General features: G+C 53.4%; 23 protein-coding genes and 1 tRNA gene. 11 read left to right on the plus strand and 13 right to left on the minus strand.

Translation table 11 applies throughout. The features are described from left to right. Positions 1-350: 350 nt before the first annotated feature. From FJ146_15065 to FJ146_15090, 6 genes are all read right to left on the minus strand, one after another. A complete protein-coding gene (locus FJ146_15065; protein MBM4253289.1) occupies positions 351-1871 on the minus strand; it encodes a hypothetical protein in 1521 nt (506 codons plus the stop codon). Between the two features lie 158 nt (positions 1872-2029). Then, positions 2030-2106: transfer RNA gene (locus FJ146_15070), tRNA-Ile, on the minus strand. A gap of 138 nt (positions 2107-2244) precedes the next feature. Continuing rightward, complete coding sequence (locus tag FJ146_15075; GenBank protein MBM4253290.1) at positions 2245-2478, minus strand: transcriptional regulator; 234 nt, start codon at positions 2476-2478, stop codon at positions 2245-2247. Between the two features lie 226 nt (positions 2479-2704). Then, positions 2705-3589 carry a flagellin FliC gene (locus FJ146_15080; GenBank protein ID MBM4253291.1) on the minus strand — a complete coding sequence of 295 codons (885 nt, stop codon included), beginning with the start codon at positions 3587-3589 and terminating at the stop codon, positions 2705-2707. 143 nt (positions 3590-3732) lie between these two features. Beyond that, the gene (mutM, locus tag FJ146_15085; protein ID MBM4253292.1) at positions 3733-4566 is read right to left on the minus strand and encodes a bifunctional DNA-formamidopyrimidine glycosylase/DNA-(apurinic or apyrimidinic site) lyase; all 834 of its coding nucleotides are present in this window, start codon (positions 4564-4566) and stop codon (positions 3733-3735) included. Between the two features lie 30 nt (positions 4567-4596). Then, positions 4597-5388, minus strand: a complete 792-nt coding sequence (locus tag FJ146_15090) for an OmpA family protein (GenBank protein MBM4253293.1) — start codon at positions 5386-5388, stop codon at positions 4597-4599. A gap of 80 nt (positions 5389-5468) precedes the next feature. On the opposite strand from FJ146_15090, the gene trpD reads away from it, so the two are divergent. The 7 genes from trpD to FJ146_15125 all read left to right on the plus strand — a co-directional run bounded on the left by trpD (position 5469) and on the right by FJ146_15125 (position 11663). Further along, on the plus strand, positions 5469-6488 hold the full coding sequence (gene trpD / locus FJ146_15095; protein MBM4253294.1) for an anthranilate phosphoribosyltransferase: 1020 nt from the start codon (positions 5469-5471) through the stop codon (positions 6486-6488). A gap of 41 nt (positions 6489-6529) precedes the next feature. Next, positions 6530-7324 (plus strand): indole-3-glycerol phosphate synthase TrpC, encoded by a 795-nt coding sequence (gene trpC / locus FJ146_15100; GenBank protein MBM4253295.1) that lies wholly within the window; start codon positions 6530-6532, stop codon positions 7322-7324. A 3-nt stretch (positions 7325-7327) separates the two neighbouring features. Then, on the plus strand, positions 7328-8413 hold the full coding sequence (locus tag FJ146_15105) for a phosphoribosylformylglycinamidine cyclo-ligase (protein MBM4253296.1): 1086 nt from the start codon (positions 7328-7330) through the stop codon (positions 8411-8413). A 32-nt stretch (positions 8414-8445) separates the two neighbouring features. Next, the gene (locus tag FJ146_15110; GenBank protein ID MBM4253297.1) at positions 8446-9450 is read left to right on the plus strand and encodes an aspartate carbamoyltransferase; all 1005 of its coding nucleotides are present in this window, start codon (positions 8446-8448) and stop codon (positions 9448-9450) included. 47 nt (positions 9451-9497) lie between these two features. Continuing rightward, positions 9498-10415 carry a carbon-nitrogen hydrolase family protein gene (locus tag FJ146_15115; protein MBM4253298.1) on the plus strand — a complete coding sequence of 306 codons (918 nt, stop codon included), beginning with the start codon at positions 9498-9500 and terminating at the stop codon, positions 10413-10415. A 148-nt stretch (positions 10416-10563) separates the two neighbouring features. Continuing rightward, positions 10564-10851 carry a hypothetical protein gene (locus tag FJ146_15120; GenBank protein ID MBM4253299.1) on the plus strand — a complete coding sequence of 96 codons (288 nt, stop codon included), beginning with the start codon at positions 10564-10566 and terminating at the stop codon, positions 10849-10851. 23 nt (positions 10852-10874) lie between these two features. Next, positions 10875-11663: a hypothetical protein gene (locus tag FJ146_15125; protein ID MBM4253300.1), complete on the plus strand. Its 789-nt coding sequence runs from the start codon at positions 10875-10877 to the stop codon at positions 11661-11663. 7 nt (positions 11664-11670) lie between these two features. Here FJ146_15125 and FJ146_15130 read toward each other — a convergent pair whose 3' ends face one another. The 3 genes from FJ146_15130 to FJ146_15140 all read right to left on the minus strand — a co-directional run bounded on the left by FJ146_15130 (position 11671) and on the right by FJ146_15140 (position 14687). Then, positions 11671-13224 carry an AAA family ATPase gene (locus FJ146_15130; GenBank protein MBM4253301.1) on the minus strand — a complete coding sequence of 518 codons (1554 nt, stop codon included), beginning with the start codon at positions 13222-13224 and terminating at the stop codon, positions 11671-11673. Between the two features lie 174 nt (positions 13225-13398). Then, positions 13399-14061, minus strand: a complete 663-nt coding sequence (locus FJ146_15135; GenBank protein MBM4253302.1) for an outer membrane lipoprotein carrier protein LolA — start codon at positions 14059-14061, stop codon at positions 13399-13401. 32 nt (positions 14062-14093) lie between these two features. Then, positions 14094-14687, minus strand: a complete 594-nt coding sequence (locus FJ146_15140) for a CinA family protein (GenBank protein MBM4253303.1) — start codon at positions 14685-14687, stop codon at positions 14094-14096. A gap of 25 nt (positions 14688-14712) precedes the next feature. On the opposite strand from FJ146_15140, the gene FJ146_15145 reads away from it, so the two are divergent. Beyond that, on the plus strand, positions 14713-16401 hold the full coding sequence (locus tag FJ146_15145; GenBank protein MBM4253304.1) for an AMP-binding protein: 1689 nt from the start codon (positions 14713-14715) through the stop codon (positions 16399-16401). Between the two features lies 1 nt (position 16402). On the opposite strand, the gene FJ146_15150 is transcribed toward FJ146_15145, so the two are convergent. Then, complete coding sequence (locus FJ146_15150; protein MBM4253305.1) at positions 16403-17227, minus strand: PDZ domain-containing protein; 825 nt, start codon at positions 17225-17227, stop codon at positions 16403-16405. A gap of 189 nt (positions 17228-17416) precedes the next feature. Between FJ146_15150 and FJ146_15155 the strand changes: the two genes are divergently transcribed. From FJ146_15155 to FJ146_15165, 3 genes are read left to right on the plus strand one after another with little or no spacing between them, the layout of a single operon-like run. Beyond that, positions 17417-17965 (plus strand): hypothetical protein, encoded by a 549-nt coding sequence (locus tag FJ146_15155; GenBank protein MBM4253306.1) that lies wholly within the window; start codon positions 17417-17419, stop codon positions 17963-17965. 35 nt (positions 17966-18000) lie between these two features. Then, positions 18001-18447 carry a hypothetical protein gene (locus tag FJ146_15160; GenBank protein ID MBM4253307.1) on the plus strand — a complete coding sequence of 149 codons (447 nt, stop codon included), beginning with the start codon at positions 18001-18003 and terminating at the stop codon, positions 18445-18447. Further along, complete coding sequence (locus FJ146_15165) at positions 18420-19154, plus strand: matrixin family metalloprotease (protein MBM4253308.1); 735 nt, start codon at positions 18420-18422, stop codon at positions 19152-19154. The genes FJ146_15160 and FJ146_15165 overlap by 28 nt, the downstream gene beginning before the upstream one ends. Here FJ146_15165 and nadA read toward each other — a convergent pair. The 3 genes from nadA to FJ146_15180 all read right to left on the minus strand — a co-directional run bounded on the left by nadA (position 19105) and on the right by FJ146_15180 (position 22158). Next, positions 19105-20157: a quinolinate synthase NadA gene (gene nadA, locus FJ146_15170; protein MBM4253309.1), complete on the minus strand. Its 1053-nt coding sequence runs from the start codon at positions 20155-20157 to the stop codon at positions 19105-19107. The two genes, FJ146_15165 and nadA, sit on opposite strands and share 50 nt — an antisense overlap. Positions 20158-20265: 108 nt before the next feature. Further along, positions 20266-21198 carry a flagellin FliC gene (locus FJ146_15175; protein MBM4253310.1) on the minus strand — a complete coding sequence of 311 codons (933 nt, stop codon included), beginning with the start codon at positions 21196-21198 and terminating at the stop codon, positions 20266-20268. Positions 21199-21282: 84 nt separating this feature from the next. After that, on the minus strand, positions 21283-22158 hold the full coding sequence (locus tag FJ146_15180; GenBank protein ID MBM4253311.1) for a flagellin FliC: 876 nt from the start codon (positions 22156-22158) through the stop codon (positions 21283-21285). Positions 22159-22230: the final 72 nt, after the last annotated feature.

Consider the following 22230-nt stretch of genomic DNA (forward strand, 5'->3'; position numbering starts at 1 on the left):
GCCACCGCGACACGCCGTCATCAACAACATGCTCGCAGCGACGCTAAACGACACACATGTTTTCCAATCCAAAGCTCGTTTCATAACTAGATTCATAACTAGATTCACTCCTTGTCCCCATTGATTCTCGTGACTCAAAAACAATCGGGACGCGCATTGCACGGCACGTGCCAGTTTTAGCAGCACGAAAAAACATGCACGAAACACCGTAAAATAAGATGTTTCGTGCACTTCGAAAATTAAACTATGTCAATTTAGCGCTGAAAGAAATCAACCGCTTGACCGTTTTTTCGGCCGTTTGGTGGCCACCGTGGACACTGGCAACTGCAGCATCAAACCGCACAACCGCATCACTTGGCGTAGATACAGCCCTTCTTCTCACCAACGCCCCTTTTAGCTTTAAAGGCAGCGTTGGACCATACTGTGTGCAGGCGCCACTTCGAACCATCGGATAGCGTCGATAACTGGCCTGGCGTAGGTGCAAACGTGGTGTAACATCTGTCGCCAACTTCACCATAATCCTTCAGCGTATACCAGCCGTCACCCATAGGATTCGCCATCGTTTCCCAAAGTTCATGCGCACTAGCCATGGCGAGACTGCTTAACAAGCTTGAGTGGCCCGCCGCGTCTTTATCCGCCCTCACCCCTGACACGTCCACTTTTGGCATCCAGGTAACTTGAAACGGCTTGCGACCGCAGAGACCGGGATAATGCATAGCGGGAAATTTGAAGTCACCCAAACCTGCATCCGTGTAGACCATGTAGATCACTTCCGGGTCTGGATTGTTCTTCGTCAATTTGCAGACCTCACCCATGATGGTGAAGAGAATCGGGCCCCAATCTGGACGAGGAGTTGGCGTATCGTCGATTTCATAACCAAGATATTCCGATTTTGCCGTGATCGGACCGTGAATATCGTAATATTCACCGAGTAAAGCCGCCGGACCAGAATCGCCCCACGCTCTCAGAAAGTGGTCGATGCCAGGGATGACGTCGCTGGTGTCCTCTTTCCAACTCGTACCCCAGAAGATCGCCTTGGTCTTATTGTGGTGCATGACTTGACCGAGTAGGGGGTTCAGTACCAGCAGCGAACCATCCTCGCCGAAAAGAAAACCAAGAAATTCTGCCGTCGCGATCCTCATCAGGAGCGTAATCAAACTTCTTATGACGATCGCGATGATTTCCAACACGCTGAGGTCACGTAGGCCTAGACTTCCCGAAGCGGCTAATTGCTCAGGAGACATGCGATTCACTGCGCGGCAGTGTTCGAAATTCGTCTGATAAAATGATGCGGCACTGAACCGGTCCATGTACGGGGTGGGATCATCTTTGCAGTCCTCTTTACCCTGCAAAAAATAGGCATCAGATGCCGTGGTGAGGCGTGACACGCGCCGCAATAAACTTTGTGCGGTCACTGGTTCCGTACTCGGGGCGGCATCGGTGAGGCCTAGTCCAACCGGCTCCCCTGGTGCTTTGCCTGCCGCGACAGCTTTGAAAGCCTCGCCGACGTCCTTGAGTGAGGCCGCGTCTTTTTCTATATCCCCTACGATAAGGGACAGCGAGTTCACTAGTTCTTCAGGCTTCTTCAAACTGTCGTCAGGCTGTTCGACTTTTTGTTGGAGGTCTTCAAGCTGGGTCTTGAGCTTTATGATGCGCTCAAACGACTTTTTACCCTCATCGATTAACCTTAGCTTTTCCGAGGCCTGCTGCTTCGCATCGATACTCGTTGCGCCGTAGGTGGTGCCCCCAGATCCGGAGCTAGCACCGGCCCCGCGACGGGTTAATTTCGCGTAGTCGCCTAGACTGCCTCCGCAGCTGGTGACCAACAGGCTAAAGATCAGCCCATAAGATAGAGAAAGCGGAGTCCTCATTGCTTACCCCTTGAGTTCGCGTTTCTCTATTTTCCGAACCTGTACATTCGTTATCGGCAGATAGGCGTGCAAACTTTAGCGGAAATGTTAAATTCCGTTAATAGTTCAATGATTATTGCTGGTAATGTGATGTTTTGAATCTTGAGAGAAGGAAAACTTGGTAGGCCTGCCCGGACTCGAACCGGGGACCTCTACCTTATCAGGGTAGCGCTCTAACCACCTGAGCTACAGACCTATTGGAGGGCGTTTTATATGTTTGTCGCCGCCCCAAGTCAACCGCTAGTTGTGGCTTTCGCAATTTTATCCACTTGTGGATAACTTGTGGATATAAATAGAGCAAGGCCAGGGTCCCCGCTGGGCGGGGACCCCCCTACTAGGCGTCCGTCTGATCTATGGAAAACGGCTGTGCGCCGTACTGTTTCAGCTTACGCTGAAGCGTGCGAATACCAATCCCCAGCACCCTGGCGGCGCGCGTACGATTGAAATTGTGTCGCTTCAGTGTCTCCATAATAACGGCTCGCTCAACATCTGCAAGCGTCATTCCGAATTGGAACGTCACTTGGGCCAAATTCGCTTCCTGATAGTCAGTTTTCATTACGCTCATCATTCTTACGGTCCTCCTACGCCAGACACTGGTGACTCAGCCTAACTGACTAAGTGCAAGGCCGGTGCCAAGCGTAGGGCTAACCGCAAAAAACGACGCAAATCATCATAAACACTGGATAAAAAACTAATCTTTAGCTGATGCCCAAGAGGCCAGGGTGGTCGCAAAAGTAAACCAGGCACAACTAAGCCAAGTATTACTTTGGTCCCACCAAGCCTCGATAAGCCTCTTAGCTCCGCAGCAGTGCCAGAGCGATTTCTGGCCCTGAGTTCGCTTGCGCAAGGACCGACATACCAGCCTGCTGGAGGATGCGGTTCTGGGTGAGCGACGCGGTTTCAGAAGCGAAGTCGACGTCACGGATGCGGCTGTTGGCAGACTTGAGGTTCTCAATCTGGACGCCGAGGTTGTTGATCGTCGAGTTTAGGCGGCTTTGCTGCGCACCTAGGAACGAGCGGTTGGAGGCAACCTTCTGCAGCGCATTGTCGATGGTCTCGAGCTTGCTAGCGGCGGTGGCACGATCGAACGGATCATCTGGGTTTACTGGGCCGACTTCGGCATCGGTTCCGAGACCGAGGACATTGACGTCGACCTTCAAGTTTTCAACGCCGATACGCAGGGTGTCTGTGTTTTCTTTTTCGCCGGTGCCCATTCCGACATGTATCGTAAACATATTCTCATCAGGCAAGGCCTCTTGACCACCGAGCAGAGGCCAACCATTGAATTGCGAGGTGTTGCTGATCCTTTGAACCTCGTTGACGAGCTGCACGTATTCGCGGTTGGCGAACGAGCGCTCCTTGTTGCCGATCGTATCCGATGCAGCCTGGGTTGCTAGTTCTCTCAAGCGCACGAGGATGTTCGACACCTCGTTGAAGCTACCCTCAGCCACCTGCACGAGCGACACGCCGTCGTTAGCGTTGCGCTTGGCCTGGTCAAGGCTGCGGATACTGGCTTTCATGCCCTCTGAAATTGCCAACCCTGCTGCATCATCGGCAGCTTTGTTGATCCGGTACCCGCTAGACAACTTTGTAATGTTGTCTTCGAGAGCACCGGTGGACTGACTCAGAGTGCGCTGGGCATTGAGTGACGCGACGTTTGTTCTAATCCTAAGACCCATAACTAATGCTCCTTATGAACAACTAACCGACTACCATCACGACCTCCATCGACAATTAAAATGGTTACATTAGTTTTAAAATAAAAAAATATTTTATGACTTCGCGCGAAGACGTCGAAGCCGCTCACTAATTTTAAAGAAGTTTATTTTTGGCAAACCGGGCAAAAAAACGTGGAACGCCCGCCTTGCTTGATCTGGCGGATAGTTGACGCGCACTTTTTGCAGGCTTGACCAACCCGGTCGTACACATTCAAGGCAACGACAAAATATCCAGGATTTCCGTCTGGAGTCTTGAAGTCGCGAAAAGTGGTGCCGCCAGCTGCGATCGCATCGCTTAAAGTTTCTTTAATAGAAAGGGAAAGTATTTTATACTTTTCATAGCTAACTAATCCAGCTTTGCGTCTAGGGTTAATACCAGCCCTAAAAAGCGCTTCACTAGCATAGATATTGCCGACACCCACTACCGTGTGGGCATCCATAATAAAGTTTTTAATGGGAGCTTTGCGACCGCGACTGAGTCTGTAGAGATGATCGCCTAGGTCCTCGCACTCAAGTGGCTCGGGGCCCAAATTCACAAATAATTCGTGTTTACTTAGTTGATCCAGTGGCATGGCCTCGATACGTCCAAAGCGCCTGGGATCTACAAAATGGAGGTAGGTGACCTTGCCACGTGGTTTTCTCACCGCAAACACCGCATGAGTATGCGGCAATCGCGGCACAGGGGAGTCCTGCTCGAGGATCTTGCCAGTCATGCCAAGATGAAAGACGCCGTAGCCGTTGCGCGACTTGATAAGCATGTATTTAGACCGGCGGGTCACAGCCTCGATCACTTCGCCCTCTAGTAGAGAGCGGAACACCTCGATAGGGATCGGGGTCCGCAAGTCGGGACGCAGGAACTGCGCTGACTCAAGGCGGCTCCCCTCGAGGACCACCCTGATGGCACGTGTTAACGACTCGACTTCTGGTAACTCTGGCATACCGCTCCGGACCACACGGCTAAAGTGCCGTTAATGTGGTAGCGGAACGACCTTTAGCACAATGCGCCGATTGGCCTCAACATGTCCCGGAGCAAAGGTCGGATCAAGCGGCTCACCATCACCATAGCCGACGGCGACCACGCGTTTTTCATCAAATCCAAGCTCATGGAGTAGTATTTGACGCACCGCCATGGCGCGCTGATAAGACTCGATCTGGCTGATGTTGGACGGACCATCATGGTCAGTATGACCCTCGACCATCAGTAACGATAGACGCGCTGCCGAAAAGGCCTTGGCGGCCTCTTTGAGCTGCTTGAGGCCCTCGGCCGTCAGCTCAAACGAGGTGGGGTTGGCTTTGGGATCGGTAAATAGCTCGGTGTAGGGGATCGTCAGGGCCGGTGTCATCTGCTGGCGCCGCGTGAAGTTGAAGCTTTGAATGACGGCAAGGTCACCAACCATCATGCTCGGAAACTTAGGGAACAGCGCCTTGGCCAATGCCGAGCCCTTACCGTCAACCTCCGCAATAATGGCTCCCTCTTGCACTTCAACCACGCGCAGATGTCCCGTCTCCACCCATATCGGATGTGCCGTCACCGAGAGGCGGTAGGTCCTAAACTGCGTGCCAATAACGATACCACTGTCCTTACCGGCACCGATCACGACAAGAGCAGGATCCACCTCAGTCGTGATAAAACGCTCCACGGTATAGATGCGCGGTTTAGCCTCGGCATTGAGCTCAGCCCAAGTGGGACTGAGTGGGCCAGCTAAGGCTTGGACGGCACTCGAAAGCCAGAGACATAATGCAGTGAGGATCGAACGCATCGGCTAGCCCTCGCAATAGACACACGGACAACTAAATCTTATGAGAGAATTATGGCACGATCAGCACCGCGAGGAAATCCATGCAGCTACCGCTCGAGCGTTTACTCAATGGGTCACGTCTCACTGTAGATGAGAACCAGGCAATGTTTGCCGGGATGCTCGAAGGGACCCTAAGCGAGGTCGAGGTGGCGGCAATTTTAGCCGCCTGGCGCCTCATCGGCGAGGACGCAGGCGAGCTCTATGCTGGTGCGCAGGTGATGCGCCAGCATGCTGTTAAGCTGGACTTACCGTCTTCGGAACGACCACTGATCGACAACTGCGGCACCGGCGGAGACGGCAGCAACAGCTTCAACCTCTCCACCGCAGCCGCCATCGTTGCATCGTCGGCTGGAGTCAAAGTCGCCAAGCACGGCAACCGGAGCGTCAGCAGTAAGTGTGGGTCGGCAGATCTTCTCTTCGCCGCTGGTTTTCCTCCGCATCTAGGGACCGCAGCAGCAGGACAGCTCCTCGCGCAAACTGGCTTCACTTTCTTTTTTGCACCAAACTTCCATCCGCTCCTGGCGCGTCTCGCACCGGTGAGAAAACAGCTACGGGTGCGCACCATTTTCAATCTCCTCGGTCCACTCGCTAATCCCATCAGACCAGAGTGCCAACTCATCGGCGTCGGTGCTATCAAGTACCTTAAGCCCATGGCCGAAGCCGTGCGCTTGCTTGGCATCGAGCGCGCCTTAGTCGTTCATGCGCGCGACGGGCTTGATGAGCTGAGTCCTACGGCACTTACCGACGCGTATGTAGTCGAAGGGCAAAAACTTCAACAGCTAGTTATCGACCCGAAAAATTTGGCGATCAGAGGCACATCCGAGGATCTCGCAGGTGGTGATGCCAACTTTAACCTTGAGCGCCTTAACGCTCTCCTCGCAGGTAAAGCTCCCGGCCTTGCTGATGCCGTGGCCCTGAATGCCGGTGCCGTCATTTGGCTTGCTGGAAAGTCTAGTGACCTACCGGCCGGAGTGTCTACCGCCAGGGAAAAGCTAGCAAGCGGCGCCTCCGAGGCTTTTTTCAAATCATGGCTAGCTGCCGCACATACGCTAGCGCTTTAAAATTTGTTGGCTCTGGCATTAGCAGGAGGCATTGAGCACTCATGAGCAAAGTCGATATCCTCGCCGCAATCATTGCCGACAAACATCGCGAGGTGGCAGCCGCAGCGGTGAATTTGCCGCTGGCGGAGGTCAAAGAACGCGCGGAAAAAGCCAAGCCAGCTCTCTCCTTCTTGGATGCCATAAGGGGTCACACCAAGCCGCGTATCATCGCCGAATGCAAGCGTCAGTCCCCCAGTCGGGGCATCATGCGCGTAGATTACGATCCCGTAGCCCTTGCCAGAGAGTATGCGGCAGGGGGCGCCGCAGCGATTTCCGTACTGACGGACGAAAAGTATTTCGGCGGTCACCTGAACCACCTGCAGACCGTCCGCGCAGCCGTCACGCTGCCGCTATTACGCAAGGACTTTATCGTCTCGGAATACCAAATCTACGAGGCACGGGCTCACGGTGCCGATACATTTCTCCTTCTTTCCGGTCCGCTGTCTCCTGATCAGCTAAATCAGTTCATCGCTATCGGTCGTAGCCTCGGCATGGAGCCACTCATCGAGAGTCACACGGCGGCCGAGATAGCGGCCGCACTGTCTACGGATGGCAAGATATTTGGTATTAATAACAGAGACTTAAAGACCTTTAGCACCAACCTCAAGGGTGGGGCTGACCTCCTAAGGGACGCGTCCGCCAAACGGCCTGATGCCGCCTTTGTTTGCGAATCTGGCATTAAAACTCGGGCTGATATTGAGAGGATGCAGGCGCTCGGGTATAACGTGTTCCTAATCGGGGAAGCCCTCGTGACACATGCGGATCCACGAACCGCTCTTGCGACCCTCATCGCCTAAACTCTGGCGACGTCGGCTTCCTCCCTAGACGCCGTTAGGCGGGAGGTAGCCTTGACTCACCAAGCGAACAAACCAGATCTCTATAAACAAGCTGGCGTTGATGTTGATAAGGGCGACCGTTTGGTCTCGTGGCTGCAAAGCGCCGGTGACGAGAGTGGTAAGACCAAGCACGGCAGCATCGTCTCAGGTATTGGTGGCTTTGCCGCTCTTTTTCGCCCCAATTTTGCTGGGCTCAAAGATCCCTTGCTCGTAACGAGCACGGATGGCGTCGGCACGAAAGTCTTGCTGGGCATAGAATCAGATCAGCTGGCTGGCCTTGGCGTCGACCTTGTAGCCATGTGCGTCAACGACCTTTATACCGTCGGTGGGCGGCCCCTATTCTTTCTCGACTACTATGCCACCGGTACGCTTGATGAGAGCCAGTTCAAAGATGTACTCACCGGTATCAAGCTTGGCTGTAAGCAGAGTGAGGCAATCTTACTTGGCGGTGAGACAGCTGAAATGCCTGGCCTTTACGAGAAACGTCATTTTGATTTAGCGGGTTTTGTCGTCGGTGTCGTCGACGGCGCCAACATGCTGGGAGCTCACAACGTCAAGGTAGGTGATGTGCTCCTCGCCCTCCCCAGTAGCGGGTTTCACAGCAATGGCTACTCGCTGGTCCGTCGCTGGGTCAAGGAGAAGCAACCCAGTCAAGACGTACTGGCCAAACTAATGCTGCCCACCCGCATTTATCACGAGCTACCTCAGCTCGTTGAACGGTTTGGCACGACCAAACTGCACGCCGTCGCCAACATCACCGGTGGCGGTATATCTGGCAATCTCCCGCGCGTGATGCCAGAGGATACGGCCTGCCACATCAATTTTGCAGCCTTGCCCATCCCGTCTTGGATGAGGGAATTTATCGAGAACCACGGTAGTAACACGCGTGATCTCGAGAATGTCTTTAATCTTGGCTGCGGCATGATTGCCTCCGTCAGTAAAGATAGCGTTAACGAGATCACTAAGGCGTGCGACCAGTTAAACTTGCCCGTAACGGTGATCGGCGAGGTTCAAGCTGCCAAGGGCGAGCCTGCTGTCGTATTTCATTGAACTAAATTCTGACCTTATTGGAGATCGGCCCCATGAAGAATAGTCTAGGATTTGACAGGCCTAAACATATCCTCAGTGCTAGTCAGTTCAACCGCGCCTTTCTCGACTACATGTATGAGTTGATCAATCAGATTCGTAAGTTTGATAAGACCAAGGACGGACTCATGTACCTGCAGAGCCTGCTGCCACACCGGCGGGCGATGCTGTACTTTACGCAGCCCTCGACGCGGACTTTCATGAGCTTTCAGGCGGCCTGTCACATACTTGGCATCAAGCCGTCAGAAATTCGCGATACCGCCACCAGCTCAGAGCGTAAAGGTGAGTCCATTGAAGACTCGCTACGCACGTTCGCGAGCTACGTGGACCTGATCGTTATGCGTTCACCCGTAGCCGGCCTGTCTGACCGCATTTCTGGACTACTCGATGCCACGCCCAGACCAGTTCCCATCATCAATGCCGGCAGTGGGCCCGACGAGCATCCGACCCAAGCCCTGCTCGACATCTATACGCTGCAGCGCAGTTTTAAGTCGGCCGCCGGTATTGAAGGCAAGACGGTCTGTATGGTCGGTGACCTGAGACGCGGCCGCACCATAAGGTCACTCAGCCGCCTGCTGACCAACTACCCCGGGACCAGGCTGATCTTTTGCTCGCCACCAGAGTTTAGGATTGCCGATGACCTGCGTGGTTTTCTGCGCACCAAGGACATTAGTGTCGAGGAAACGACCGACTTTCAGGCAGCGATCGCTGCAGCCGACGCTATTTACATGACCAGGGTTCAGGATGAATACGACCAGGGCGGCGAATCAAAGCGCGTCGACTACTCGACTTACTGTTTGAAAAAAGGGCACCTGCCATCACTAAAATCGGACTGCGTCATTATGCACCCACTACCACGCCGCGATGAGCTTGATCCTGCTATCGATCACGATCATCGTGCTAAGTATTGGCGCCAGGAGCGTAACGGTATGTGGACCAGAGTGGCACTAATTACTATCCTATTAGGAGTGGACAGTCACATCGTGTTGCCAACCCTCTAAGCGCGAGTTTGCTCTGGGGCGCAACAGCTCGTTGGGAGTCAAACGCCATGCCAAGCGCCCCTAAGTCGATCAAAGCAGCCGTTATTGCCATGAATACGACGGCAGATAAACAGCGCAATATCGACACAGCAGCAACTATGGTGAGGCAGGCTGCCAGCCAGGGAGCCGACTGGGTTCAGCTGCCCGAGATGTTCCCTTACCTCGGTACTTACGACCAGGTTTATCAAATGGCTGAGCTTGAGGGTGGGCCACTTTATCAAACGCTCGCCGGTCTTGCTGCGGAACTCAAGATAGTGCTCTTTGCCGGATCCGTCGGGGAGCGACCAGACCGGGATAGTCTCCCGAAGTTCCGCCTCCACAACGCCGAAGGGCAAAAACGCGTCTACAACACGTCCTACGTATTTGGACGAGACGGCAAACTCTTGGCTAAATACCGCAAGCTTCACCTCTTTAATCTCAACGGCGATGACGGCCTACCCCGTTACTGCGAAAGCGATGGCTACATCGCTGGGGACCAACCCGTAGCCGTAGAAATCGACGGCCTTAGAGTCGGCCTGTCCATCTGTTACGATCTGCGCTTTCCGCAGCTCTACTACTCTATGGGTGAGTCGCGGGCACTTGACGTCATCGCTGTTCCCGCCGCTTTCACCCTGGCTACCGGGCGAGCCCATTGGGAACTCCTACTGCGCGCCAGGGCCGTGGAGAACTTAGCCTACGTATTTGCGGCAAACCAGACTGGGACTCATGGTCCCGGCAAGGAATCTTACGGCCACTCTCTCATAATTGACCCATGGGGTGCCGTCATGGCAAACACCGGTGAGTTTCCCGGTATTGGCTACGCCAACATCACGCCTGCTGTGCTTGCTGAGGTGAGGGGGCGGCTGCCGGCACTCAAAAATCGGCGCCTGGATGTCTACGGTAGGGAACCTGAACCCCCAGCCCTGAACATCGTTGCCTCCCCGTGAATCACGAATAATGGCTAAAAAGTGAAGCGATGTTAGGGGTGGGACCTAGCTCACTCAGACCGCGTCATCTCCCTTCACTAAATAAATTTGCCCCGTGGCCGAACAAGTATCTGGTAACACCAGCCACCCACTCGGCTAGAGGCATCAGATGGCAGACAAACTCCTAGTAAAACTTGAAATGCTTGAACGCGCTGTCATGGAACTCGGCACCGAGCTTTTCAATCTCAAAGGAACCATGGCAAAGACGCACGAAAGCCATGGACAGTTTCTCGCCACCGTTAAGGGCCTCAAGCAATTACTCGACGAAAAGGGCCTAATCACCGGTGATGACTTTGAAGCTGCGATCGAGCTCGGCCAAGCTATCGAACACTTCAACTCTCAGGCTGAGCACGCACTTAGCAATGAGCTCGAGAAGATAAAGAAAACCGGACACTGACAGCGCGCGCGGCGATGTTTCCTATGGGTTTACTAAAGACAATTTGGCTGCCCTTAGTCATGCTCAAAGCAACTGCTCTAGGCGGTGAGAGTAAGGACTACGAGCTGAAATATAGGTTCAACCAGCCCGGTGGTACGCAGAGCTCGCACACTTTCTTGTTAAAGTGGAACGACCCTGACTCCAGTCTAAACTCCATTGAAATTATGGAGGCCGGTTCAGACAAGAAAGTCCAGACGATCACCTTCCCACCAAACCGCGTAAAGCTCATTTGGCGTGAATTAGTGGGGCCAAGCAACGGCATTCGCGACAAGATCTTGGAGTACATTGACTACAACTTCGATAGTTTTGGTGACCTACGACTCACGCAGGTGTGGCCCTATAAAGCTGGGCAAAAAAAATATTTAGTGTGGCTCTTTGACGACCAGTCTAAAACCTATCAGTTCGCACCCGAGATCAGTCGCCTGGATGCCCCGGTGCCCGATGCCAAGGCCAAGCTGATCCATAGCACCACCTTGGGCGAGTATGGAGGCGGCGAATTCACTTCCAACACTTACTCGGTCGACTTCGCAGGTACTTTGCTGCTGGAGACCCAAATCTCGCAGACCATTAAGGATCCTTCGAAACTTACTTTCGTGAGAGAAGTAAACAGCATGACCCTCTCCACACCACGCCTTGTGTGCCGGATGGAGATACCGACTGAAGGGCGGCCCAAAATTATCTGGGGACTTCCTGAGACCTGCGAAGATTTTATGCTTAAGCCTAGCATCGATGAGACATCGACGGCGGCGCCAGCCACCACCGTCGCTCACTAAGCTCGCTTCACACGGTCCTTTTATCGAGCCCGTACTTCTCAACTTTCATGATGAGACCCGCGCGACTAATCCCAAGCTCCTTGGCCAGCTTGGACTTGTTCCAGCGTGTACGCTCCAGACCCTCTCGAATCATCTCTTTCTCGAGCTCTTCGAGGGCATCTTTCAGACGTCCGGCTACGCGGTAACCTGGATACTTGTTCTTAGCGTTATCGTAGATGTGTTGGCTGAGCACATCTGGCTGAATCTCGCCTTCGTTGGCAGATAGCACGCAAAGGCGCTCAACTTCGTTCTCAAGTTCACGGACGTTGCCTGGCCAATCGTGGTTGATCAGACGCTCTAGGGTGGAGCTACTGATGACCTTGTTCTGGCCACGCTCTTTGTTGAACTTCTTCAGAAAGTGCTCCGCTAAGAGTGGGATGTCTTCTTTACGTTCACGCAGCGGCGGCACTGTTAAATTGATGACTTTTAGGCGGTAATAAAGGTCTTCGCGGAAGAAGCCCTCCTTGACCATCTTTTGTAATTCACGGTTGGTAGCGGCCAAGATGCGCACATTGACGCGTTTAGTCATAGTCGCGCCAACCGGCGTAAAGGTGCCCTCCTGGAGGACGCGCAACATTTTAACCTGCATTGACATGGAGGTTTCGCCGATTTCGTCGAGGAACAACGTGCCACCGTCGGCCTCTTCAAACAGGCCCTTCTTGTCTTTAATGGCGCCGGTGAAGGCACCCTTCATATGACCAAAAAGCTCGCTCTCGAGCAGGTTTTCGTTAAAGGCACCGCAGTTGACTACCACAAATTTCTTATCTTTCCGGCGCGAGTTGTAATGCAAAGCCTTAGCTATGAGCTCCTTACCTGTACCGTTCTCACCGTTGATAAGGACTGTTGCGTCCGAATCGCAGACCCGGTCGAGCAGGCGGTAGAGATCCTGCATCGGCGAGGACTTACCTATCATGCGGTCGAAACCATACCGCGTACCGAGCTCTTTACTCAGCTCGCCAACTTTTTCCATTTCGTCCGATACGCGTTTTTGCGAGACAATGATCTCTTCGACCACCATTTCAATGAGCTCGGTCAAGTAGGCAATGTCTTTTTCTGAAAGTACTGGCAAAGCATCGATGTGGGAAATCAGCTCGCGTTCACGGCCTGGGAACGAGCGTTCTAAATAAGATTTAAGCCGCGTCTTTTGCTCGTCAACACTATCGGCGACTAAAAAACCGTCACCAAAGACACAACCCATGTACTTGCCTTCGACACGAATCGGCACGGTAATTGTCGAAAACCCCGCATGGCAGCGAGAGAGACGCGCGTCTTTACTACGCGTGGTCTCCACAGTCGTCTGACGCGCCGTGCCTCGACAGGCCTCGAAGCCCTTGGTGTCGTTCGTCACCGCCTTGCAGATTTGGTTCAAGGGGTTAAAAAACTTACCCTCAGGGACCCCGCGCAGTAAGCCCTTGGTGTCAGTAAAATTGATCTGAATCTTCCACCACTTGCCGACAAGCTCCCGTAGTCTACGGATCACATGCAGCTTGTCAAATTCACTCCACCGTACCTTGTCAGTCATAGGCCGCTCCTAAATGACTGTAATCCATGATGAGATTCCAGGGAGGTAGTCACAATGACCACATCCGCTAACCTCATCGGCACAATTGTGCAGCGGCTTTACATAAAAATACCGTCGCAGATTCGCCATCTTGGCGCACCAGTGACGGAACTATCGACAAAGTGACGTTTTTTTCTAGATGCTATCGGTTATTTTGACACTGGTGGGCAGAACAAAAGTCGTCTCGCCAACGGCAGTCCTGCTTGGATTTTTGAACTCATGCGTCAGTGAGTTCTTGTTGGTAAGGTCCATCTTGAGGAACGAGATGAACTCCTCCCTCTTTGCCAGGTGCAACTCAATGCTGGCAATATCGCCTGGCGTTTTGGGGCGTAGCTGGATCTTGATGAGGTCACCACTCTCCTCTGCCGCAACTAGGTCGTAGCGTTTGAGCAGAGTGTCGAAATTAAGGACAAGATCTATGACCTGACGCAACTCCTGCGACTGAGCCCCGTTGGGTGCGTAGCGACGCGCGGTATTGGTATCCGGGCTAAAATCGTAGAACGATTTGCCGTCATAGATCTTGAACTCTTTAGTCGGAGTCTGAAGCATCCACTTAAAGAGGTTGGGTTTGACAAAGATCGCTTTGCCTTCCCGCTTAGTGCTCTTTCCACGCAGCCCGGAGAATTTGGTCTGCACAAAATCGACAGTCAGTGCGTCTGACGACTTCATTTTGGCCTGCAGATCCCGCAACTCGTCGACCGTCAAATATTTGGCGCTAGCGGTGTGCGACCAGCTTACAGCCATTGCTAGCATGATGAGAATTTTATTCAGCACGGGAACCTCCAAGCTCGGTGACATGGGCCATATTGCGCGAGCGATGATCGTGTCGTCTAGGAGTTTTCGATGCCAAGTTTCTGTCCTAGCAGCCGCAACGCTGCGAATGCTGCCGCCCGCCTAACCGTAGCCCGATCGCCAGTGAGATTCAGTCGGACCGACTCTTCTCCTCCTGGGGACGCTATGCCACAATATACGGTACCAACTGGCTTATCCACAGTGCCTCCGGAGGGCCCGGCGATGCCCGTAAGCGCAATCGCGTAGGTTGCTCCCAAGCGATCGCGAACCCCTGCTGCCATGGACTTGGCAACCGTATCACTGACTGCCCCAAATCGGCTCAAATCCTCGGGACTCACTCCAAGAATTTCCATTTTAACAGAATTTGCATAGGCGCTGACACCCCCGACATAAGATGCTGAACTACCAGACAACTCAGTTAACAAGGTCGCCACCAAACCACCGGTGCAGCTCTCGGCGGTCGCTACCGTTTCCTGACAGGACTGAAGTTTTTCTTGGATCTGCCGAAGAAGTAGATGTGTAGCGTCCAGTTCTAAATTTGGTGTTGCTTCCAAAGGTTTAGCCCTCCAAAGTTGGAGCAGTGTAATCAACTTAAGGCTAGCTGCACCAGGATGAAATGATCCCCGTAACATTGCCCCCGGAGGTTAAGGAGTTAGCATGAACTTAGGATTTGGCAAGTCACCCAGTCAGGCTGTTTCAACCAATGTAGACTTCTCGCAGTGGCGCAATCTTACCGACATGCTAGAGCAGGCCTGCAACAAATACAGCGAATCGGTCGCGTTAACCTGCCTCGGCACCGATCTGACTTTCCGCCAATTTGACCGTTTGGCAAGTCAGTTAGCCTCTTATTTGCAAAATGACCTGGGACTCAAAAAGGGAGATCGGCTCGCGATCATGCTGCCCAATGTCATGCAGTTCCCGATAGCCTTTTACGCCGCGCAAAAAATCGGCGTTATCTGCGTCAACACCAATCCCCTATATACGCCTCGTGAAATGCGTCATCAATTCAAGGATAGCGGTGCTAAAGCTATCATCATCCTCGATCTCGTATCCAAGGGACTAGAGGAGATTTTACATGAGACGGATATCAAGCACGTCATTGTGACGTCGATTGGCGACCAACTTCCTGGCTGGAAGGCCGGCCTGATAGGAGCTGTGCTAAAGCTCAAAGGTCAGGTGCCTAAATTAAAGATTCAGACCATATCGTTTAAGGCGGCACTGGCTGCCGGTGCTAAAAAGAACTATACAAGGCCAGAAATCGAGTCGGACGATATCGCTGTTCTTCAGTACACCGGTGGCACGACCGGTGTCTCGAAGGGCGCTATGCTCCTGCATCGGAACATCCTTGCCAACATGATACAGATTCAGACTCTGGCCCGAGCTCAAATCACTGACGGTGGTGAACTGGTGCTCACGGCACTGCCGCTTTATCATATTTTTGCTCTCTCGGTTAACTTCCTCGCCTTCATTGCCATGGGCAATCGCATGATTTTGGTACCAAAGCCGGTACCGATCAAAAACCTCATCAAAGTGATGCGGAAATATCCGATTACGGTGATGACAGGGGTCAACACCCTATTTAATGCGCTACTTAATGACAAAGAATTCTGCGAAAACCCACCGAGAACTCTTAAAGTCGCCCTTGGTGGCGGTATGGCAGTGCAAGAAGTTGTAAACAAGAAGTGGACTGCTCTGACTGGTCAGCCCATTGTTGAAGGGTTCGGACTCACTGAGGCCTCACCCGTAACGCACGTGAATCCCCTCGACAAGAACCTCATTAAATACGGCTCCGTCGGCTTCACCCTGCCTGGTACTGAAGCCAAGATCATGAACGAAGACGGCCAAGAGGTAGCTCTTGGCGAGGTTGGTGAGCTTGTAGTCCGTGGGCCACAGGTGATGGCTGGGTATTGGCAGCGTCCGGATGAGACCGCTAAAGTGATTCGCAATGGGTGGCTCTGGACTGGTGACATCGCTAAACGCGACGGCACTGGGTACTTTTACATAGTCGACCGTAAAAAAGACATGATCTTGGTGTCCGGATTTAACGTGTACCCGAACGAGATTGAAGAAGTCCTGATGTCACACCCCAAGGTGCTCGAGGCCGCAGTAGTCGGCGTTCCTGACCCCTCGTCGGGCGAAGCCGTCAAAGCCTTTGTCGTTGCCAAGGATAAGAGCCTGACCAAAGAGGAGCTGAAAGCCCACTGTCACGCGCAACTTACAGGCTACAAGCGCCCGAACCAATTTGAGTTTCGCGACGAACTACCAAAAACTAACGTGGGTAAAATCTTACGCCGGAAGTTACGCGACGAGACCGAAACATCGACTAAACTTGCAGCCGTTGGTTAACTCACTGAACCTCAAGGGTCAGCGAACGATCGGCACCACCGCGTTTATAGGTGACCTGAGCCATGTTTGCACCCTTGAGGCTATGGAGTAGTTGGATAGTGCGACCAACGTCGCTAAGGCGCTGTCCGTTCACACTGGTGACGATATCGCCGTCTTTAAATCCAACCTTGTCGTAGATGCTTCCGGCATCAATCGCCATGAGTTTGAATCCGCTCAACTGACCGTCCTCGTAGTACGGTAGAGCCGCAGCTTGCACCAACACGCGGCTGAGTTGTTGACCGGTTAAAGTGTCACGTAAACTCGAGCTGATGCGCACCTTGTCACCCTTGGTCTCGATTCCTTCGGAGATTTGATCCACGTTGACCACTGGCACTGGTATCGCATCTGCTCCTGATTCCTCACCCACGCGGATCCGTTCAAGACGCCCACGCACGCTGAATGTCACATATTCTCGTGCGATACCGGCAACCTCAACCCCAGGCTCGATTTTATGTCCTACCTTTACAGCAAAGGTGGCACCTGAGGCCTGCGACTTGAGCAGAGCGACACCGTTACTGCCGTTACCAGAAGCGATAACGCCCAAAACCAAATACGTCTTTTCACCACCGTAAGCGGTTGGATCGAGCAGAGATAAGGCAATTAAGAAAGTTAGAGCGGGAATGACCTTGAGCAGCAATTTCAGCATTTCGTTACCAACGGGAGGAGCAGGAGGAAGAGTAGGAGCAACAGGGGGAGGAGGAGGAACCACTGGCGAGGCATGATGCCTGCACCTGAGTCCTGTGCAAAATGCGAGCCTGGACATCACCACGACATAACCAGCTAACATGTATGCATCTATCTCACGCAACCCCTCACTTGCAAGGTCGTGAGTGGCAAAGTTTTTGACAGTTCCATAGGCCGTGATCAGCTGGTGCCTGCTGGCTACCGACCTCTCTATCCTTTGGCTGAGACTTCTGGCCGAGACATTTGTTAGAATGGCCGATAACTTTGCCAACCAACAAATTTCGGGTCGCACTTGATTGAGCTGCTACATTGCCTGGCGCGACTTATGATCGCCTTGGAGACACCGCTATACGCTGCGGTGTTTAGCGTTGGCACTACGGCTGGGGTCATGCAGCAGCCTACGAGTCACTACTACCATGCGACCTACGGAGCAGAGTTTACCTCAGGTACCAATTCTGAGGCCTTTTTAGTGCGAAGTGCCTATCTGGAGCGCCCGGAGTTTCGCGGGGGAGACTACGCCGATAAAGACTATGGATGGTTTGTTCTCGTGGGCAGCAAAGTAACTAAAAAATCAAACCACGGCCTTTATGCCTATATGGGCGGTGGCCGCATGGCTGGCTACACCAAAGACAGAGCACCATCCTCCACCACCTTTAGCACCCCAAGCAATTACGTCCAAAGTGGCCTCGTGTCGGGAATTGAATATGCCGTGACGCTTGGCGGCTTTGAGATGGCTGCCGAACATATGCTTTTCGTCGGTGCCGTAGATAAAGTGCAGCTGCAAAGCTACGTGGCTTGGCCGTTTACCTTCTTCCAGATCCGGGTTGGTGCCAAATGGTGAAGCACCTCATCCTATTGCTCTCCTTGTGGACGGTAATGGACACACCTGCCCTGGCAGCAAAGTCTAGGTACACTCTGTCGGCTCAATACGAATCGCTGGCGCCGAATGCTGGGGGACAGATCGCCTACGGGCTGAGGCTAGCTACCAACAAATGGGAGGCCGGGCTTTTTAGTAATCAATATCTCACCGCCGGTGGCATTCCGGTGACAGGAGTGGTTTTTGATCGCCGCTTTCCCATCTGTGATGACTCTTGCTGGTGGCAGTTTTTTGTCCAAATAGGAGCCGGGGGCTCCAACGCGGGTCCTATTGCCGAGGTCACCTGGGCGACTATCATACCGCTGCTACCCATTTGGCTGCCTACCAGTGCACCCCGATTTGTACCCGCTTTGAGGCTCGACATCACGTCACACATGATTTTTGTGCGCTACCGCGGCATTGCCTGGAGTTACCCACTATGGCTCGGAGTTTCGGTACCGTTCTGAAATTTAGCCTCTACGCCGCAATGCTTTGCCTTGGCACAAGTAGCGAGAGCTTTAGTTATCCCACTCCGGTCGATTTTGGGGGAAGACTCCTGCGTTGGGATATCAACATCGACGCGCCGACCGTTACCCTGGGTATCGATGCGGAAAACCCTGACGACGCCACCTATTATGAATCCATGGTCAAAGAGGCTGCGGCCCTGTGGAGCGAGGTCCCTGGCAGCTACTTTAAGTTTAAATTTGTGGCGTTAGAGGAATCTCCCCAGGTGACCATCTACCTGCGCAGCTCCCTGAGCGGCGTACGAGATACGGCTGGATTCACAATGTTTGACGACTATGACGGCGAAACACCTAAACACTGCTCGATTTATGTGTTAGTCGATACGGCAACGGCCGACTACTGGATGGGTAAGGTATTCCTCCATGAGCTCGGCCATGCCGCAGGACTCGGACACAGCCTGGTGCCGGAGGCCATCATGAGTTACAGCCTTGATACCAATAGCTTTGCCCTGGACATCGATGACTTTGCCGCCATCGCCCATAGCTACCCAGCAAACGGCGACAAACCTAGGTTGCCTCTCGGCTGTGCCGTCAGGCCCGGCTATGACAGTGGGGACTCTGATCCCACAATTGCGCTTATATTCGTGGTTCCCCTGATCTTTAGCCTATGGCCAACATCCGGTCGATGGAGGCCTTGGCGCGCAGCCTAATGTCTTCGGGAACATCGACCTCGTATCTGAGTTCCTTCAACGCGGCGAGCGTGTCCTCAAGGGTGATCTGCTTCATATGAGGACACCGGATGCTACAGAGTCGAAGCACGTCGCGATCCGGGTGAGCCGCAATGATGTTGTCGCCCATCGCACATTCAGTAAGTAATAAATAGCGCGGCGCCTTAACGTTCTCGACATACTTGATCATGGCCGACGTACTGCCGGCAAAATCGGCAGCCGCAGTGACCTCGGGACTGCATTCAGGGTGAGCCAAAACAACCACATCCGGGAATTGCTGACGCACGCGCGTAATATCGTCCACTGTGAACTTCTCGTGCACCTCGCATTTGCCATGCCAGCTAATAAATACCTTATCTATCGTCGTCTGACCGGTACCCAACTTACGCGGATCGGTCTCGGGAAAAATGACATGTTTGCCCGTCTCACGCGCGACGTTTTGGGCCAAGTATTCATCAGGGATGAAAATCACCGTGTCCGTATTCAAAGACTCTACCACCTTGACAGCATTGCCTGAGGTGCAACAGATGTCAGTTTCCGCCTTAACGTCAGCGTAGGAATTAATGTAGGTGACAACTGGCACGCCCGGGTACTGAGCCTTCAGGCGGCGCACATCCTCGGCCTTTATGCTTTGGGCTAAGGAACATCCCGCGCGGTTAGACGGTATCAGCACCTTGCGCGTGGGATTGATAATCTTGGCTGTCTCAGCCATAAACTCTACGCCGCAGAAGACGATGACTGCGGCATCGGTCGTGGCCGCCTTGCGGCATAGCTCAAGAGAGTCGCCGGTAAAGTCAGCTACCGTATGGTAAAGCGCAGGCTCCATATAATTATGGCCTAGAATGATAGCGTTGCGCTCCCGCTTCCATTCGTTGATCTCGACTACGAGCTTGGCTTTCTCCTGCAGCTCAAAATCAGGCACGAGCTTGCCCAGCATTTGGTGCATACGCTGATACGTAGAGTCATAGTTAGCGGTTGATTGCATAGTCGAGCCTCACCCTCAGAACAACAGGTCCGCTAGCTATAATGCGGGGCTAGAGGAAAAACAAGGGGCGGCCTGAGCCGCCCCTAAACCCTCATGATGTCTTGATTTTTAACCGCGCAGCAGCTGGAGTACGGCTTCTGGGGATGCGTTGGCTTGGGTCATTACGGAGAGAGCGGCGGTGGAGAGGATGCGACCCTGCGTCAATTTCGCGGTTTCCGATGCGTAGTCCACATCGCGAATCCGGCTCTGCGCAGCAGCCATGTTCTCACTAGCAATATCGATATTATTGATCGTGCTATTCAGCCGTGACTGTACCGAACCCAAGGTTGCTCGGTAGGAGGCTATGGAGTTCTGCGCCGTATCTAAGCGACTGAAGAGTGTGGCCGTGTCCCCATCGGGACCGAGGTCCTGAGCGCCGATGACGGCAGTCGGGTCAGGCATGATAGACATGGCCTTATCCCTTACTTGATCGATGGCGTCCTTGAGCGACCCAAGCTCGTCGAGCTTGATGGTGAGCACATCTGGGTCGCTATCCTTGTCGATATCGGGCAGATCGCCCGCGGCATCTCTCCCGCGGTTGGAAGCGCCAACAAATATCTGAATGGGCTTGTCGCCTTCGCCCGGAGTGAGCACCTTGGTGCCGTTGAACTCGGTAGAGTCGATAATACGACCCACCTCGTCCCTCAGCTGAGTAAACTCCTTGTCGAGGAACGATCTCTCCCTCGGTCCAAGAGTGTCCGAGGCAGCCTGGGTGGCAAGTTCGCGCATCCGGATCAGGATGTTCGACACCTCATTGAGCCCCCCCTCAGCAACCTCGATGTACGAGATACCGTCGCTGGCGTTACGTTTGGCAACCCCTAAGCTCGACATCGTACCCCGCAAGCGCTCACTCACGGCCAATCCGGCGGCATCGTCAGCGGATTTATTAATCCGCAAACCCGATGACAACCTCTCCAAGGATTGGCTGAGAGAGCCCCTTTGTTCACTCAAGCGCCTTTGCGCCACCAACGAATCCACGTTTGTCCTGACTCTTAATCCCATGACAAAACTCCCTGTTATTGATCACGGCGAACCATCCGCCGTGCAAGGTGAAGAACTTGCAAAACTAGTCTCTTTGCACGGCTATTAGCGCAGCAGCTGCAAGGCCAGTTCTGGCGAGGCATTGGCCTGGCTAAGAACGGCCACGTTGGCCTGCGTCATAATGCGAGCTTGAGTGAGGTTTGCGGTCTCTGAAGCAAAGTCGACATCGCGGATACGACTCATCGCTAATTGTTGGTTTTCCATCGACACGCCGAGGTTGCCAATCGCACTACCTAAGCGGTTTTGGATGGCACCGAGGGTGGCTCGTTCGCTGGCGAGGCGACCCAGGGCATCATCAATGGTCGTGAGCTTCTGGGCGATATCGTCACGCGACACGGTGTCACTGGCAGTGGCGCCGCCGATTTCTGACTCCTTACCGAGACCAAGTGTGGCTGAATCGAACTTGATACCCTTAAGATCAATGGTGATGGTGTCGGAATTGGCCTCCGGTGCAGTGCCGCGGGTACCGATCTGAACCACAAACTGGGACAGTCCTCCGTCGGGCAGGAACATCTTCCGGCCGTTGAACTCGGTCGAGTTACCGATCCGGTCCATCTCGTCGACTAACTGGGTGTACTCCCGGTTTAGGAACCCTCTTTCTTGCTCACCGATCGTGTCGCTGGCAGCTTGGACGGTGAGTTCACGAAGGCGAATAAGGATGTTGGTCATCTCATTCATTCCACCCTCTGCCACCTGAACCAGCGAGACGGCGTCGTTGGCGTTGCGTTTCGCTACGTTCAAGCCCCGCAACTGACCGCGCAGGTTCTCACTGATGGCCAGACCAGCGGCGTCATCAGAAGATTTGTTGATCCGGTAGCCAGAGGCCAAGCGCTCTAAGCTAGAGTTCATCTCGCCGTTGTTGCGCTCCATAAAACGCTGCGCCACGAGACTGTTCACATTAGTACGGATTCGCATTCCCATTGTCAGATCCTCCTTGATATGTTTTGACCGGTCATAACCCTATGACCTGCCGCAAATTCCATTTGGAACTTG

It is taken from the genome of Deltaproteobacteria bacterium (assembly GCA_016874735.1).
Lineage (GTDB): Bacteria > Bdellovibrionota_B > Oligoflexia > Oligoflexales > CAIYRB01 > CAIYRB01.